Annotated in this window: 14 protein-coding genes; 1 reads left to right on the top strand and 13 read right to left on the bottom strand. The window is 61.5% G+C overall.

Annotated features, from left to right (window positions below):
• Positions 1-52: 52 nt before the first annotated feature.
• The 3 genes from proX to FJ946_RS28180 are packed head-to-tail and all read right to left on the bottom strand — an operon-like array spanning position 53 to position 3296.
• A complete protein-coding gene (gene proX / locus FJ946_RS28190; RefSeq protein ID WP_224519139.1) occupies positions 53-1105 on the bottom strand; it encodes a glycine betaine/L-proline ABC transporter substrate-binding protein ProX in 1053 nt (350 codons plus the stop codon).
• Between the two features lie 56 nt (positions 1106-1161).
• Entirely contained in the window at positions 1162-2100 is a 939-nt protein-coding gene (locus FJ946_RS28185; RefSeq protein ID WP_140567230.1) for a proline/glycine betaine ABC transporter permease, read from the bottom strand.
• Positions 2101-2102: 2 nt separating this feature from the next.
• Positions 2103-3296: a glycine betaine/L-proline ABC transporter ATP-binding protein gene (locus FJ946_RS28180; protein ID WP_140561328.1), complete on the bottom strand. Its 1194-nt coding sequence runs from the start codon at positions 3294-3296 to the stop codon at positions 2103-2105.
• A gap of 221 nt (positions 3297-3517) precedes the next feature.
• Between FJ946_RS28180 and FJ946_RS28175 the strand changes: the two genes are divergently transcribed.
• Positions 3518-4180, top strand: coding sequence for a cysteine hydrolase (locus tag FJ946_RS28175; RefSeq protein ID WP_140567228.1), 663 nt, complete (start codon positions 3518-3520; stop codon positions 4178-4180).
• Here the strand turns inward: FJ946_RS28175 and FJ946_RS28170 are convergent.
• From FJ946_RS28170 to FJ946_RS28125, 10 genes are all read right to left on the bottom strand, one after another.
• Positions 4166-4480: an NIPSNAP family protein gene (locus FJ946_RS28170; protein WP_140567225.1), complete on the bottom strand. Its 315-nt coding sequence runs from the start codon at positions 4478-4480 to the stop codon at positions 4166-4168. The two genes, FJ946_RS28175 and FJ946_RS28170, sit on opposite strands and share 15 nt — an antisense overlap.
• Before the next feature lie 16 nt (positions 4481-4496).
• Complete coding sequence (locus FJ946_RS28165) at positions 4497-5579, bottom strand: LLM class flavin-dependent oxidoreductase (protein ID WP_140567222.1); 1083 nt, start codon at positions 5577-5579, stop codon at positions 4497-4499.
• 42 nt (positions 5580-5621) lie between these two features.
• Entirely contained in the window at positions 5622-7133 is a 1512-nt protein-coding gene (locus tag FJ946_RS28160; RefSeq protein WP_140567317.1) for an aldehyde dehydrogenase, read from the bottom strand.
• Between the two features lie 4 nt (positions 7134-7137).
• Complete coding sequence (locus tag FJ946_RS28155) at positions 7138-8151, bottom strand: flavin reductase (RefSeq protein WP_140525288.1); 1014 nt, start codon at positions 8149-8151, stop codon at positions 7138-7140.
• A 112-nt stretch (positions 8152-8263) separates the two neighbouring features.
• Positions 8264-10138: a helix-turn-helix domain-containing protein gene (locus tag FJ946_RS28150; RefSeq protein WP_140498493.1), complete on the bottom strand. Its 1875-nt coding sequence runs from the start codon at positions 10136-10138 to the stop codon at positions 8264-8266.
• Positions 10139-10226: 88 nt separating this feature from the next.
• A complete protein-coding gene (locus FJ946_RS28145; RefSeq protein WP_281405512.1) occupies positions 10227-11783 on the bottom strand; it encodes an aldehyde dehydrogenase family protein in 1557 nt (518 codons plus the stop codon).
• Between the two features lie 24 nt (positions 11784-11807).
• A complete protein-coding gene (locus tag FJ946_RS28140) occupies positions 11808-13556 on the bottom strand; it encodes an ABC transporter ATP-binding protein (RefSeq protein WP_140561338.1) in 1749 nt (582 codons plus the stop codon).
• Positions 13553-14311 carry a hypothetical protein gene (locus tag FJ946_RS28135; protein ID WP_140498495.1) on the bottom strand — a complete coding sequence of 253 codons (759 nt, stop codon included), beginning with the start codon at positions 14309-14311 and terminating at the stop codon, positions 13553-13555. Before FJ946_RS28135 ends, FJ946_RS28140 begins: the two co-directional genes overlap by 4 nt.
• Before the next feature lie 8 nt (positions 14312-14319).
• The gene (locus FJ946_RS28130) at positions 14320-16077 is read right to left on the bottom strand and encodes a hypothetical protein (protein WP_140567220.1); all 1758 of its coding nucleotides are present in this window, start codon (positions 16075-16077) and stop codon (positions 14320-14322) included.
• Positions 16078-16090: 13 nt separating this feature from the next.
• The gene (locus FJ946_RS28125) at positions 16091-16831 is read right to left on the bottom strand and encodes an ABC transporter permease (RefSeq protein ID WP_224619722.1); all 741 of its coding nucleotides are present in this window, start codon (positions 16829-16831) and stop codon (positions 16091-16093) included.
• Between the last annotated feature and the right edge of the window lie 49 nt (positions 16832-16880).

Genomic DNA, 16880 nt, shown 5'->3' with positions numbered 1-16880 from the left:
GACAGGGTCCGCCACCATTGTGATAACAGGCCACGATAGAGGCCTGCCCGGATTATTTCCCGGCGGCAGCCGCATTCTTTACCCAGCCATCGAACTCCGACTGATTTGCGGCAATCCAGTCGTTGGCGATCTTCTTGATCTCGGCGTCGGTCTTGTTGCCGGCCCCCAGATCGCCTTCCCACTGGCTCCAGATGTCCAGCGACCATTTCGCTTGTTCGATGAATTTCTTGGCCGCCGGATTGTCAGCCAGGAACTTCTTGTTGGCGAGCGTGCGCCAGTTCCATGGGCCAACCGCCATGCGGCATGGGTTCTGCCCCCCCGCACAGCCAACCACGTCCTTGACCTCGTGCGTCTTCGGTTTCGATACGCCCTCGGGAAGAGCGTCATACGGGATCGGCAGCCACACCACGTCCTTGCCGGGCTTCAGCCGATAGACGATCCAGGATGGGCTCCAGGTGTAAAGAAGGATCGGCTCTCCTCGGTCGGCCCGTGCAAAGACCTCGCCGATCAGCGGCTCGTATTTGGCGCGGATGGAGCGCACCGTATCGCTCAAGCCGAACTCCTTGACCTGGAAATCGACGACGTCACCGCACTTCCAAGCGGGATCGCAATTCACCAGATTGGCTTTTCCGTCACCGTCGGTGTCAAACAAGGCGGCGATCTTCGGGTCCTTCAGTTGCGAGACATTGGTGATGTTGTTGGCTTCGGCTGTCTTCTTGTCGATCATGTAGCCGTTGATGCCGCCGCCCGCGATCGTGCCTTCATTGATCAGTTCGACCGTATCCGAGATCTGTGCGATGGCGGGCTCGGCCTGCGGCCAGTTGATGTCGCCGGTCATGTCGAGGTCGTCCTGCGAAATGGCCTGCAGGATCGCCGACATGTTCATGGTCGACAACTTTACGTCGTAACCGAGTTTCTCGAGGCCCGCTATCAGGACCTGGTCCTGAATATAGTTGGCGCCCAGGCTGTCGGAGGACGTGAAACGAATGGTCTTGCCTTCGCCAGGCTTATCCTGCGCAAAACTCTGCCCACCCATCATGGTTGCTGCAACAGCCATGGCGCAGGCCAGTCTCAGCCCTTTGCGGTATCGATAATTCGCCGACATGTATTCTCCCCTTGTTGTGATATTTGTTGCGTCGTTCCGCCTGATCGAGACGGTGTTCAAACCTGCTGGTGGTTCGTTTCGAAACTCCCCGCTTCCTCATTTCGGGGACGCAGCAACTGAGCCAGGGCGGCCCGGATGCCCCGGGTCGGTCCGGCCTTGTCCTGGTTGGCCAAGCCCTGCGTGATGCGATCGAGGATCATGGCTAGCAGGACGATGGCGATGCCGCCGACGGCAGCCATGCCGACATCGAGACGTCCCAGCCCCTGCAGGACCACAAGTCCGAGCCCTTCGGCCCCGATCATGGATACGATCACCGACATGACCATGGCCATCAGCACCGTCTGATTGAGGCCGCCCAGAATGGTTGGCAAGGCCAATGGAAGTTGGACTTCCCAGAGAAGTTGGCGATCGGTGGCACCGAAAGCCCGCCCCGCCTCGACCATCTCCTTGTCGACAAGACGAATCCCGAGATTGGTGAAGCGGATCAGCGGCGATATCGCCGCCACGATGACCGCGACTGCCCCAGGCACCGTTCCGACGCCGAACAGCATGACCACCGGGACCAGGTAGACGAAGCTGGGCGTCGTCTGCATGACATCGAGCACCGGCCGCACGATGGTCCAGGCGCGATCGTGGCGCGCGCACAGGATTCCGATTGGAATGCCAAGAATGACGCACACCACGATTGCCGTAGCGATGAGCGACAGGGTAGTGATCGCTTCCGCCCACAGGCCCATGAAGGCAATCAGGGTCAGCGAAAGCAGCGTGAATATGGCCACGCCACGCGATGCGGAGCGCCATGCGATGAGGGCAAAGATCCCGATCACGATCGGAAACGGAATGGCATGGAGTCCATGGTCGATCGCGGTCAGAAGGGTCTCGACGGGCCACTTGATGGTCTGGAACAGCGGCCGGAAATGCATTGCCAGCCAGCGGACGCCGACCTGGATCCACTGGTCCAGCGGGATGACATAGAGATTATCGACATCCAGCATGATCAGGCCTCCGCTCCCCGGGATTGCGAGGAAGCCGCCGCCGGAGCGCCAATGCGGGACAGGATCTGGAGTGGATCGACACGCCCCAAATATCGGCCGCCCTCGTCAACAACGGCTATCGGCCGGTCTCGATGGCACAGGCTGGCCACCACCGACAGCTTTTCCGTGCCGCATACCGTCTCATAGTCCTTGCTCATCAATGATTGGATCGCCGAACCATCGGCGAGGCGTGGCAACTGGCGTGGTCCGACGACACCCACGACCTGCATCGAATCGTCGACGATGAACACCGGTTCGCCCTCGGCATCGCGGCCGCCAAACGCACGTCCGTCTAGCCGGAGCGGACTGCTTTCCACCATCACGGAACTCGCATCGAACAGATGGGCCCGGTTGACGTCGCGGGTGAAGGCGGCGACGTAGTCATTCCCGGGCTTGGTCACGATGTCCTGCGGAACGCCTTCGCGCATCACCATTCCATCCGCCATGATGGCGACCCGGCTTCCGAGCTTCAGCGCCTCCTGGAAATCATGCGTGATGAACAGGATGGTCTTGTGGAAAGTCCTGTGCAGGCGCAGCAGTTCGTCCTGCATTTCGCTGCGGATGAGTGGGTCCAGCGCGCTGAAAGCCTCGTCCATGATCAGGACATCGGCATCCGTGGCGAGTGCGCGGGCCAATCCGACGCGCTGACGCATGCCGCCACTCAGCGTACCGGGAAGATGATTTGCCCACGAAGCCAGCCCGACGACCTCCAGCACCTCCATCACCTTCTTCCTGCGCGCGGCGGCTGGCACACCTCGCAGTTTCAGGCCGAACTCGGCATTCTCCAACACCGTTCTGTTCGGCAACAGGCCGAAGTGCTGGAACACCATGGAGATACGCGTCCGGCGGATTTCGCGCAGCCGCGCTTCGCTGGCGCCGGTGATCTCCTCGCCATCGATAAGGATGCGCCCTGCATTCGGCTCGATGAGGCGATTAATGCATCGCGCAAGCGTCGACTTACCGGAGCCGGACAAGCCCATGATCATGTAAATCGAACCGACGGGAACGGACAGCGACACGTCGCTCAAGCCGACGACCTGCCCGGTCTTCTGGAGCACAGCTTCCTTTGTCTCGCCAGACTTCAGCATGGCCAAAGCCGATTCCGGCGATCTGCCGAAAATCTTGTACACGCCCTCGACCGTTATGCGATCCGTCACACCTGTCCTCCACTCCTGGCCTGGCGGACGATAGTCAGCACATTCCAGAGCCACGATCCCGATTAATGAAGATAGAAGTGCACCCGCCGTCTTCCCCCGTTCGGCAGGATACCCGCGTAGCCCAGTGCTACGAAGGAAAGCATACGGCTCGCGGGTTCGATGATATAGGCTCTCCGCTACCCGGATAGGTATAATCCGGGACGCCTGTATGGAGAAACGGCGTGCTGGCTTCGCTTAAAAACCCTGCCCTCATGGTCGTGGACATGCAGAACGATTTCGTGCGCAGGCATGCGCCGATGGAGGTTGCATCCGCGCGCGAAACCATACCTTCGATCGGCAGACTCATTGCGGCGTTTCGCGGCAACGGCAAGCCGGTGGTATTCACGCGATACGTTGCCGACTCCCTGTATCAGGCCCTCGCCGGCAAGCTGACCTGGATCAAGCTGACCGATGCGCCGACCCATGCGTGCGTACCAGGCTTCATGCGCTCCTACGGCGATGTCGAGGGCATGCGGGATGCCGCGGAGGTGATTGACGAGCTTGCGCCACAGGATGGCGATATCGTGCTGGACAAGGTCTATTTCAGCGCCTTTCATGCCACGGATCTTGCCAAGACGCTCAAGCTGCTTGCGGTAGACGGTCTGGTATTCGTCGGCACGGTAGCGGAGATGTGCGTCGAAGATAGCTGCCGTCACGCCGTGCATTTCGGTTATCCCACGATTGTGGTGGAGGATGCTGTTTCTTCCAACCATCCGCCCAGCCGGCAGGCCATGCTCGATGCTTTCGCACGCAACTACGGCTGGGTGATGACCACGGACCGGCTCCTGGATTCTTTCGCGGTCGGGCAAGCGGGATGCGAGGTCTTGAACCTACCGCAGCGGTGAAAAATCGGTCGGGATCAGGATTCGGTTTTCCATCATTTCGATATTCTCGGTGAGCTTGACGGTAAACGCCCGCCACGCGGGATCTTCGGCCAGCCGCTGACGCCGCTCGGCGCGGTCGTTCAGATCGCTATAGCCCCATAGATGCACGACATGGTTGAGAGGTCCGATCTCCGTGCGGAAATAGCCGATCAGGTTGCCCAAGATCGGCTGCTGGATGGCAAGGCCTTCCTCGCTGATAAGCTGCATATATCTGGCGAGACGGCCGACCCTTATCTTGTAGATGCGTTCCTCGACAATCATGGCGCGACAGCTCCCATCAGGCGATCACCCGCGACTTTTCCCTGCCCGCTTCCTTCTCGCGCATCGCAAATACGGGCATCACTTCCTTGATGAACAGCGCCAGCGATTTCTTCTGCACCTCAAACGGCAGGTCGAAGGCGAGGCCGAGGCAGAACTGGTCTACGCCCGCCGCTTCATAGACCATCAGCTTTTCGACCACCTCGTCCGGGGTGCCGAAAAGGAGATTGTCGCGGATCGACCGCGGATCGTAGTCGCCGCTGTTGCCAACGGTGTCGTAAGAAACCGCTTCAGGAAAGCCGTTCTTCACCGTGCCGATGTTCTGGAACAGGTTCTCGAAGCTGCGCCCATATTGATAGCTGTAGCGAACCGGCAGTTCCCAGTCCTCGGGACGTTCATACACGCAAGTGCGGCGCAGCATCATGAACCGCGGTCTCGGCACTTCGGGATGATCCTGGACCGCCTTCTTGAACTTGTCGCCGAGAATGCCGATTTCCGCAACCGGCCGCGACAACGGCGTGGAGAGGATGTTGTGGCCATTGCGCACCGCCCAATCGAATGTGCCGGGGTCACGCGCCGCCACCCAGATGGGCGGGTTGGGTTGCTGCAAGGGCTTCGGCACCGAGGTTGCCAGCGGGAAGTGGTAATACTTACCCTCGTGGGCGTAGTCGCCTGCCCATAATTTCTGGACTGCCGGCAGCAGTTCCTGCATGTAGGCGCCGCCTTCCTGTTGCGGGATGCCTCCCGCCATACGGTCAAATTCATACTGATAGGCGCCGCGGGCGATTCCGAATTCCAGCCGTCCTCCCGTCAGGTGATCGCAAAGTGCAGCCTCTCCCGCGAGACGGATCGGGGTCCAATACGGCGCGACGACCGTGGCGGTGCCAAGCCGGATCTGTTCGGTATGAGCTCCCCACCAGACCAGCAACTGGAACGGGCCGGGCGCGATCGTGAATTCAATCGTGTGATGCTCGGGCGACCAGGCGGTCTCGAAGCCGCCGGCATCGGCCATACGGACCAGTTCCAGCGTCTCAGCCGCCACCTGGCGCATATCCTTGTCGGGACTGAACCTCTCCATGTTCAGGGAAACGGAAAATTTCATGGCAATGACCTTTTCGAATATTAGGGAACCGTCGGATGAGCGTCAGCGCAAACGGATTACGAACGGGTCCTGCGTGGCGCCGGAGTAGTCGATGACGACATTCTTCAGGCGGGAGAACTCGCGCATGACCTCGAAGCCCCCCCGCTTGCCGTAACCGCTCTCCTTGAACCCGCCGGAGGGTGACATGTAAGCAGCCGAGCGATACGTATTGACCCAGACCGTGCCGGCATCGACGTTGCGCGCAAAGCGCAGCGCCCGGTCGATGTCGCGGGTCCAGACACCCGCCGCCAGCCCATAATGGGTGTCGTTGGCAAGCCCAATCAATTCGCTTTCATTGTCGAACGGCACGACGCCCACGACGGGCCCGAAAATTTCGTCGCGCATGAAGCGCATGTCGTTGCGCGCATCCGCCAGAACCGTGGGCTCGTAATACCAGCCGCCGGAGAGGTCGTCCCGCCGCGGCCGGCGGCCTCCGGCAACCAGCCGCGCACCGTCGGCGACGCCGTAGTCCACATACTGCTCGACCTTGTCGAGTTGGGCAGCCAGCGCCAGCGGACCGATTTCCGTGTCCTCATCGGTCGGATGGCCGATACGCACGCGCCTGGTACGATCCGCCAGCTTTTCGACGAATGCGGCATAGATGGATTTTTCGACGAAACAGCGCGAGCCTGCGATACAGGTCTGTCCGGCAGCGGCGAACACGCCGGCAACCACGCCGTTCACCGCGCGCTCGATGTCGGTATCGGCGAATACGACATGAGGCGACTTGCCGCCCAGTTCCATCTGACACGAAACAAGTCGGCTGGCAGCGTTGGCGGCGATGCGGCGGCCGGTTGCCGTACTGCCCGTGAAGGCGATCTTGGCGACATCGGGATGCAAGGTCAGCGCTTCGCCCGCCGTGGCGCCCTTGCCGGTAATGACATTGAAAACGCCAGCCGGGAAGCCCGCTTTTGCAATCAGTTCGGCGAGGGCAAGGGTGGACGCGGAAGTATGCTCTGATGGCTTGACCACGACCGTATTGCCAATCGCCAGGCAGGGTGCGAGCGTGCCGGTCAGCAGCATCAGCGGTGAATTCCACGGCGAGATCATGCCCACCACGCCGATCGGCTCGCGCAGCGTGAAGTTCAGCATATCGAGCTTATTGACCGGTATGGTCTCGCCATGCAGCTTGTCGGCCATTCCGGCGAAATAGAGATAGCTGTCCGGCGCCGCGCGCAGTTGCACACGCATCTCTTTCAGAAGCTTGCCGTTGTCACGCGTCTCGATGGCCGCGAGTTCATCGGCGTGTTCCGCGATGAGATCGGCCAACCGGCGCAGCAGCTTGCCGCGATCCGTCTGCGTCAGCCTGCGCCAGGCCGGATCGTGAAACGCTCTTTTGGCTGCCTGCACGGCGGCGTCGACATCATCCGCCCCGGCGTCGGCAACCTCATACCAAGGCGCCGCGTTCGTCGGATCGTAGCTCGGCATGTAGCGGCCGGACCGCGGCGCGACGCGCTCCCCGGCAATGAAAAGATCCTGGCGCGATCCTTCGATCACCTTCAGCGTCAGGTCCATCATCTCATCCCTTCGCGGTTTCTCGGTCGCCAGCCAAGCCGTTAAGCGACCGCCACGGACGCGGGGCGCCGTCTATCATCGCCACCCGGCCGCCATCGCTGGAATCGACGTAGATCCCGAAGCGAGAGTCCGCGCGCTCATGCAGGTAACGGCGCAGCGTTGCGCGTATCTGCCTGATCGGAATGCTGTCCCAAGGCAGCTCTTCATGGGCAAAGAACCTCAGCGACGGCGACAAATCCGGAATTTCGCCGGGCGGGCCCGCGAGCGCGCCACGGTAAACGACATAACCGGGCTGCTGGTCGGCCACATCGAAGACCGAATAGAGAAACGCATCGCTGGTGAGCGGCGCAACCACGCCGCCGCCTTCGAAGCTGAGCATGTCGCCCGGCTTACGGTGCGTTGCCGTCGGCAGTTCCCAGCCTCCGGCGCCATCGTCGCGCAGCAGGATGCGGCCGTCATGCTCGACCAGGTAGCCGATGATCATGCGATGGGAAGGCGTCCAGCCAGGCGGCATCGGGTCTTCCACGCAGACATAGCGCCCCCGGCAAAACCCTAGCGGAGCGGCAGGGCTGGTGCCGAAAGCACGCACCCGGCCGATCAGGATCACATGGTCTCCCGCCTCGATACGGTCATGCACCGTGCAGTCGAACCAGGTAAGGCTGTCGGTGAGCACCGGCGAGCCCGTATGCACGGTAGTATGGGCTATCGTCTCGAACTTGGAGAGTGACTTCGAGGCGAAGAGGCTCGCCACCTCCTTCTGGCGCTCGTGCAGTACGTTGACGGCGAAGCCTTCGGCCGTGTTGAATGCCGGAAAGCTGCTGGCGCTCTTTCCTATGCAGACGAGCAGCAGCGGCGGCTCAAGGGAGACTGAGGTGAAGGAATTCGCAGTCATGCCGCGCGGCGAACCATCTTCGTCCCGCGTCGTCACCACCGTGATGCCCGTGACGAAGGTGCCGAACGTTCGCCGCAGTTCCACTGGATCGATCGTGCTCAGCTCTTTTTCCCTCTTGTCCGCCATGCGTCCTGCCTCTCCAGGAGGGTGGAAGGATAAAGGGACGTGAGAGAGGGTCTTCCTGCTCTACGCAGGAGAGGCGGTAGTCAGACTCCTAGGACACGAAGCAGAGACCGCATCAGACAGGTTGCTCCCGGGCAATGGTCTCGTTGAGGCGTATTGCCAGTTCAAGCGCGAACCGACGTTCGGGTGAATCGATCTCGATGCCAAACAGTTCCTGGATACGGTTCAGGCGATAACGAAGCGTAGTAACATGCAATTCCATCGCGTCCGCGCAGGCCTGGCTGCGGCAACCGTGCTCCAGAAAGACGGTCAGGGTCCTGATATAGTCCGTTGCATGCGCCTCGTCGTGACGCACGACCGCGCCAATGGCGATATCCACGAACGACCTCACTTCCTTGCTGTCGGCCGCCGAAAGCAGCAGCGGAAAAGGACCGAAGTCCTGGGGCGCAAGCAACCCGGTACGGTTGAAGCGGACGGCAAGACGGATCATGCGCTCGCATTCAAGCCATGCCTGGGGATAGTCGTGAATGCTCGAACAGGTCTTACCCGCCACGATGATCGGCTTGGTGCCGATCAGCCACTGCGTTTCCTCGATCAGCTTGCGCACAAACGTCTTGACCACCGTGTCCGCGTCGCGGGGCGCGTCGGGAATGCGGCACAGAATGATCTCGCCCAATGCGGCGGCGGTCGCCTGCGGCGCCAATTGGCCGGCGAGCCGCATGATGGAGCGGTGCAGTTCGGGTATGGTCTTGCCCTTTTCCGGCACAGTTTCCGGGAGGCCGATCGCGACCAGCCTGGCGGTGGCGTTTACGTCAATGCCGAGCCGGCGCGCCCGCGCCGTCAAATCGTCCACGTTGCGCCAGTTGCCGGAAACGATTTCCATGAACAATTCGCTGGAAGTCTGCGATTCCGTCTGGAACCGTAAATGGCTGCGCATCAACTGGACGCTGAGCGCGAACCGAGCGCTCTGAAGAAGAAGATGATCGAGGTCGCCGAAATTGGCGTCGAGCGAAAACACGATCAGCGCCCCTACCGTCTTGCCATCCACGACCAACGGCTCCACCGCCGCCGGCAGGTTGAGGTGATGGCCGCCGCAGTTCAGGTACAGCTTGCGCATTTCAAGCCCGGCCTGGTCCGAGATATCGCGAGCAAGACGGAGAAACTGGCGGCTCATGCAATCGTCCATCTCCTCGCGCCAGCGGTCGGTGTCGATGAGGTCCGGCTTGGGCGAACGTCCGGCAACGACCAGGTTGGCAGTCAGATCCACCACGACGATTGCGTTCGGCAGGAAGGTTTCGACCATGGAAGCCGCGGATGCGACGGAACCGTCCGACAGGACCTGGTGCATCAGGGAGGAATGCGCGGCAAGTGCGTTTTGGAGTTGCGCGGCGGCAGCATGTTCCGCCCTTAGCCTGTGGGCCTTGTCCACGGCTATGGCGCCCAGATGGACGATCGTCTGCAGGAATGCGAGATCGGCCGCTGACAGATCGACAACGTCGCGCGACTGCACCGACAAGACCATCGCGCGATCTTCCATGTCCCGGCAGCCCAGAGGCAAAACCACGACAGTGCGATAACCGCGCTGGATTGCCTCTTCCCGATAGCCCGGAAATTCGATGCTCTCCTGGGCATCGCGAATGATCACCGGATCATTGCGGGTCAACGCGATGAGGGATGGGCTTGTCGCCAGCGTCCAGCGGTTGCGATAGGACTTCGTCAACTGGCTAGGATCATGCCGGGTCACGACCACAGCATTGCCATCCGCCTGATCGATGCTCATCACCGCCGCCATCGACCAGGCATCGTGCTGGCATGCCGCATCGACAAGGTGCTGCAGCGTTGTCTCGAGGTCGACGCTGGAATTGATGAGGCTGGTCACGTCGCGCAGGACGCGTGACAGCGGGCGATCCAAAGCGCTCAACAGAACCTCGCTGCTTGCCGGTACTCGATCGTTACATAGCCTTCCTGGTCGATGGCGCGCCACAGTCATATTCGTTACCGGGGGTCATGCCGCCGCCATATGGCCGGCATGGATAGGATCGACCTTGCCGGCTGTTCGCGAAAGGTTTGGCAGGCCTTCAAAGCGACATGATGACCGACTTGGTCTCCGTATAAAGGTTCAGCCCTTCCTGTCCCCGTTCCCTGCCCCAGCCGGATTGCTTGAAGCCGCCGGTGGGTATCGCCGCGTCCACCGAGCCGTGTACGTTGACCCCGATCCGGCCCGCGCGAATTCGCCGTACCATCTTGTGGGCGACGCTCAGGTCCCGCGTCCAGACGCTGCCAGCTAGTCCGAAGATGCTGTCATTCGCCTGCCGCGCGATCTGTTCCAGGTCGTCGTCATCGAAGCTCATGGCGCACAGGACAGGACCGAAAATCTCTTCCTGCACCACCGCCATGTCGGGTCGGGTATCGGTCAGCACCGTCGGCGCAATGAAGTTGCCTTCATTGCCTATCCGCGTGCCGCCAAACGCCACCGTTGCACCGGCGCTCCTGCCCTGCTCGATATAGCTCATGACGCGGTCGCACTGGACCGGGGAAATGACCGGCCCCATCTGGACGCCTTCGCTGAGGCCATGACCAACGCGGATGTTCCCCGCCCGCTGGCCGATCCCATCCACGATCTGGTCGAACACCTTCTTGTGGGCGAACAGCCGCGATCCTGCGGTGCAGACCTGGCCGCTATTGGCAAAAATGCCCTGCGTGACACCGGGAATGGCAACCGACATGTCAGCATCGGGAAAGACGATGACGGGCGACTTCCCTCCCAATTCGAGCGACACTTTCTTCAAATTGCCCGCGGCAGCCTTGACGATGATGCGGCCGACCTCGCTGGAACCCGTAAAGGCAACCTTGTCGATCTGGGGGTGCGAGGCTATCGCTGCGCCCGCCGTAGGTCCAAAACCGGTCACGATATTGATCACGCCGGCGGGAATGCCGGCCTCCTGGACCAGTTCACCGAAGCGCAGCGCCGTCAGCGGCGTCTGCTCCGCCGGCTTGAGCACGATCGTGCAGCCGGTGGCCAGCGCCGGAGCTACCTTCCAGGCCAGCATGAGCAGTGGCGCATTCCACGGAATGATCTGCCCGACGACGCCGACCGGCTCGCGCACCGTGAAGGCATGGTACTTGTCCGGCGCAGAGATCGAAATGGTTTCGCCTGTGATCTTGGTCGCCCAGCCCGCCATGTAGCGGAACATATCCACGCTGAGCGCGACGTCGGAATTCCGGGCATTGGCAAGCGGCTTGCCATTGTTGAGAACCTCCAGTTCGGCCAGTTCATCGGCGTTCTGTTCCAGCAGATCCGCCAGTTTCCAGATGAGACGTCCACGTTCGCTGGGCGTGATGCGGCTCCATGGGCCTTCTTCAAAGGCCCGCCGCGCAGCTTTGACGGCATTGTCGATATCGGCGGCGCCGCCCTCCGGAACCTGTGCAATTATGCGTCCCGTGCCCGGATCATATGTGTCGAAAATCTTCCCGGACTGAGCCGGCACCCATTTTCCATCGATAAGGAGTTTTTTCTCCTGGCGTAAAAAGGAAGCCGCCTTCTCTCCAATTCGGAACTGATCAGCATGTGTGTTCATCGAATTCTCCATAGGTATCGGGAAGCGCCTTGCCCGGATTCGTTCAAGGGCGTCCATCTGAAGCGCCCTCGTTAAAGCTTGTCACTCGATCACGAAGTGGTCGGGTCCGACCGCGCGAGGCTGCCGCTTCGGCGGAATGAAATCGAGCGGCCGCACGGGAGACGGCAATTCCGTCACCGGCTTGCCGATCAAGCGGTGCCTGTCCGCGGCCGGCTCCGGGTTCGGCACCGCTGCCATCAGCTTCTGGGTATAGGGATGTTTCGGATTCCCTATCACCTCGCGGCTGGGCCCGATCTCCACGATCTCGCCAAGATACATGACCGCCACGCGGTGGCTGACACGTTCGACAATGGCCATGTCGTGACTGATGAAGAGGTAGGACAACCGCAGGTCCTCCTGCAACTCAAGCAGCAGGTCGATCACCTGCGCCTTTACCGAAACGTCGAGCGCCGAGACAGCCTCGTCGGCTATAATGACCTTCGGGTCGAGCATCAGGGTCCGCGCAATGCAGATTCTCTGGCGCTGTCCGCCGGAAAACTCGTGCGGAAGACGGGTGATCATCGACGGTTCGAGGCCGACACGCTCCAGAAGATGTTTCGCCTTGTCCAGGGCCTTGGCCCTGGTCGCCAGCCCATGGCATAGCAGGGGCTCAGCCAGGATCGCACCGACGTTTTGCTTCGGGTCCAGGGAACTGAACGGATCCTGGAAGATCATCTGCACATTGCGCCGGAGATCCGAAAGATCGGACCTGTTGTCGCGCCGCACCGTGCGTCCGTCGAAGACCACCTCGCCGGAATCCGGAGGATTGAGAAACAGGATGCTGCGTCCGGTCGTCGACTTGCCGCAGCCGGACTCGCCAACCAGCGACAGCGTTTCTCCAGGCATGATGTCGAAGCTCAGACCCTCGACGGCATGGAGACGCCCCACCTTGCGACGCATCGCCCCGCCACGCACGTCGAACCGGGTCACCAGCTTGCGCACGCTCAAAACCGGCTTCGGAACAACATCCTTGGCAGGCGCGCGGTAGGAGCGGGCGACGCCTTGCCCCAGGCGGGGGACCGCGTCGATCAGCATCCTCGTATAGTCCTCGCGCGGACGCTCGAAAACGTCCTTTACTGCTCCCGTCTCCACCACGCGTCCCTTGTGCATGACCATGACGCGGTCGGCGATGTTGGCCACTACGCCCATGTCATGCGTGATGAACAGGATCGCGGTGCCGGTATCGCGCTGGACCTCGTTCAGGAGATCGAGGATTTGCGCCTGTATCGTCACGTCGAGCGCTGTTGTCGGCTCGTCGGCGATAAGCAGCTTCGGCGAGCACGCCAATGCGATGGCGATCATGATCCGCTGCCGCATCCCCCCGGAGAACATGTGAGGATAGTCATTGAACCGCCGCCGCGCGTCAGGAATGCGAACGCGGTCGAAAAGCCGGATGCCCTCCTCCCGCGCCTCGGCATCGCTTAAGGGTCGATGCTGGCGCAGCATTTCCTTGATTTGGGTGCTGACCTGCAGAACCGGGTTCAGGCTCATCATCGGTTCTTGGAAGATCATGCTGGCAATGCCGCCACGCACCCGCCGCAATGTCGATGTCGACGCCCCCACTACTTGCTGGCCATCCACGATGACCGAACCGGTCACTTGGGTATTGCCGGAAAGCAGTCCCATGATCGTCATGGAGGTGACGCTCTTGCCGGACCCCGACTCGCCGACAAGCGCCAGCGTCTCGCCAGCATGGATGGCCAGATCGACATCATGCACCACCTGATGCTTGCCGAAAGCGACGTTGAGGCCTTTTACCTCGACCACTGGATCGGATTTCCGTTCACTCATGAGTTTGGCGCCGGTGCAACAGTGAAGCCCGCCTGCGAGCGAGAGCGCTCCGAAGTTGGAGCCCAGGTGAGCATTTCGAGCGCGTACAGCGCATCCAGCGTCTCGCGCGACAGGGGAATGCCCTTCTGGTGCGCCATGGCGATCTTTTCCCGAGGCCGAACGGCAACGTGCCCGGACGCCTTCAGTTCAGGCCTGCGGGCGCTGACCATGAGAAGCGCGCAGCCCGGCGTCAGCCCGGCGGCGTCGATCGATTCCAGAACCGCCGTGTCCTCACCGAGGAGCGCCGCCAGGGCATCCCGGCCCCGGCCCGAATAAAGCGCACCCCGTGCGTCGGGGTCAGCCAACAGCCAGTCGAAGGTTCCATCCCTGGCGATGATGCCGATAGAGGAGAGATTGTAGTCCATCGCACCGACCAGCGTGGCCGGAACAAGCGACAGCTCGGTCGCCGCCAATATCCGGCACATTTCCCATTTGGCGCCGCCTGCATGCGCGGCGAGAGCATCGATCGCGGCAGGTCCCGTTTCCAGAAATGAAACGCCGGCGGCGTCCAGCATCGTGAGCCCGTTCGATTTCCGGTAGCGGAAGCCATGGGAGGGCCGCGGTCCCGCCTGGCGAATTTCATCCAGAATAGCCGGATCGAGCGCCGCACCTGTTGCAACGAGATGAGCGCCCCGGTCAGCGGTTCCGAACGCGTAGCCCAGCGCCCTGAGCGACCACGGCAGGACGCGAGTCAGTTCGGAATAGGCAACAAACATGCTCGTGCTCACAGGGCGACCTCATTCTCATGCTTGCGAACCCGGGAACCCGGCCTGTCAGGCTCGAGGAATTCCGAAGGCAGCGGCTGGTCTTGGAAGAAAGTCCCCCGCACATAGCGGATGCTGAGCGGCGTCGAGCCGCGAATGCCCAGCGACGCAAGGAAAAACCGTATGAGATCGGCGGGGACGAAATCGCGATGCGCGAGCGGATCGCGTATTTCCGCATAGAGCAGGCCATCCAGATATTGCACCCGCGAAATGGCGTAATGCAAGTCCGGATGGTCGAGGACGACGTCGCCGGCGCGCTCCTTGTCACCACGGCTGACCAGCACCGCCGCCAGCCTCTGGATCAGTCCGATATGATCGATGAAGGATTCGAAATGCTCGTGCGGGTCGATGACCCGCTCGCCGCGCCTTTGTTCGCCATTGTCGATCGAATGGTACCAGAAGTGCTGATGGGTTTCGGCAAGCGTGCGGTCGGCGGTGAGAGCCCAGACGTAGTTCCTGCGCAGGATCTCGCGCAATTCAGCGACCGCCATTGCTGGCTGCAATTGCCGCTTGCGGGCTGCGCCGATCTGGAAATAGGGCGCGATGGCGTCACAAAAGTCCGGTACCACGTCGAGAAGTACGCTGTGGAACTGCTCACTGGTCTCGCCATCCATGACTTCTGCGACGTGCGCAGCAACGTCGCCCCAGCACCGAAACTGTCCTTCGCGCAGGCTTGCCGATATGCGTGTCAGGTTCTCGATGATGGTTTCGTTGGCCACCACGTAGTCCTGCGTCTGTGGGTCGGTCTGCGCATAGATGCGGATGGTGCTCTCTATCGAGCCGCGGACAACTGAAATGCTTCCCGCATCGACCGGCAGGCTTTTTGCGTAGCCAAGAGCCGCCTCGCGTACGGTCACCCATGTGGCGACCCAATGCGGCCAGCGCTGGAGGGCAACGCACATGCCCTGGCCTGAGGAGTTGCCTATTCCAAGCCCGCGCGCGATCGAAATGTCGAGCTGCGCTGCGTCCGGATTGCGCCGCCGCGCCACGGCATTGACGAGATCGATGGAGACGAGCCGCACCAGGTAGATGGCGAAGATATCCGCAAAGAACGGGTGCGCCAGCGGATGCCCCTCGGGAATGCCCGGATAGGAAACCGTGCCATTCCGGCCGCTGCTTTGAAAGCCACCGTTCCGCATGAGATAGGCGATGCCGAGCTCGGGGGCGGGCTGTTCGCCGCGGGACAGTGCTTCGACTACGGCGTCGAAATGCCGGCTGCTGCGATTGGCCGGGGTCCAGCCGACCACATCCGAATCCGTACGCATCTGGCCTTCAGCCTTGATGTCGAACGTTTCAAATTCCCGCTCGATACGCTGTTGGCTGGCAAGATTGACGAAGAGCGCGCCGAACATGTCACGGTCCGCGCCATCGGAGCGGCGTCCGACTTTTTCGATTCCGTCCCATGGATATGCTCGGGCAATATAGGAGAAGGAATGGCCTTCCGCGTCGATCCGGTAGACGAATCTCGCCGCGCCGTCATCGCCGCATTCCGCCGAGATCATCCTTATCTGCCAGCGTTCGCGAACGATCCTGCGCAACAACATGTCGGCAAAACTGACGCGCGAAGCCTTGAAGCAGCGAAGGTTCTCCACACGCATCAGAACATCCGCCGGCCGCATCCATCGCCGCGCTTTCAGGGCACCTTCCCGGCCGGCAAACTCCTGCAGGCGTTGTTCTATGAATGCCGGCAGCGGCGGCTCGATCTGGTTAGACGTCATTTCCCTGTTCCAATCAGCGATCATTGCGGGACGCGGCCTCGTTCATGCTCGACCCGACAAGATAAAATGTGAAAACTGTAAGGGCGACGGCAGCGCCCGGCCCGAGGCTGAGCAGCGGCAGGATCGGCAGGAACATCGAACCGTCGCGTACCATGCCGCCCCAGTCCGGAGCCGGCGGAGGAACGCCCAGCCCCAGGAAGCTGAGGCTTGCGGAGGTGAAGATCGCGAAGGCCACATTGATTGCGAACTGCGCCCACACCACGCGCATCGTGTTTGGCATGATATGATGGCGGATGATCCAGAAAGAGCTTGCGCCCGTGGCGCGCGCAGCTTCCACGAAGACCATTTCCCGGACGACGAAGACCTGACCACGAACCAGCCGGGCGACCGTCGGCGCGGTGACGACACCCAGCGTGACCGCCAGGTTGACCACCGATGGCCCGAGCATCGCGGTGATGATCAATGCGAGAACGAGCCCCGGCAAGGCGATGAAAATGTCGATGATCTGGACGAGGACAAAATCGATCCAGCCACGGAAAAATCCGGCGATCAGGCCAATGGGGGCGCCGATCAGCACAGCCACTATGGCCGCCGAAGCGCCCACCTGCAGTGAAACCCTTGTTCCGTAGATGACGCGCGACAGCACGTCCCGGCCAAGTTGATCCGTGCCAAGGATGTTTTCAGCCGAAGGCGGGCCGAGGACGTTTACCGTCGTGGCGGTCGGGTGCAGGGGCGCGATCAAGGGCGCGAACACCGCGATCAAAGTGATGATCACCAGAAGCGTCAGGCCAAGGACCAATCGG

Origin of the sequence: Mesorhizobium sp. B2-4-7 (assembly GCF_006442685.1) — a bacterium.
In the GTDB taxonomy this organism is placed as follows: domain Bacteria; phylum Pseudomonadota; class Alphaproteobacteria; order Rhizobiales; family Rhizobiaceae; genus Mesorhizobium.
This window is presented reverse-complemented; position numbering and strand designations above follow the sequence as displayed.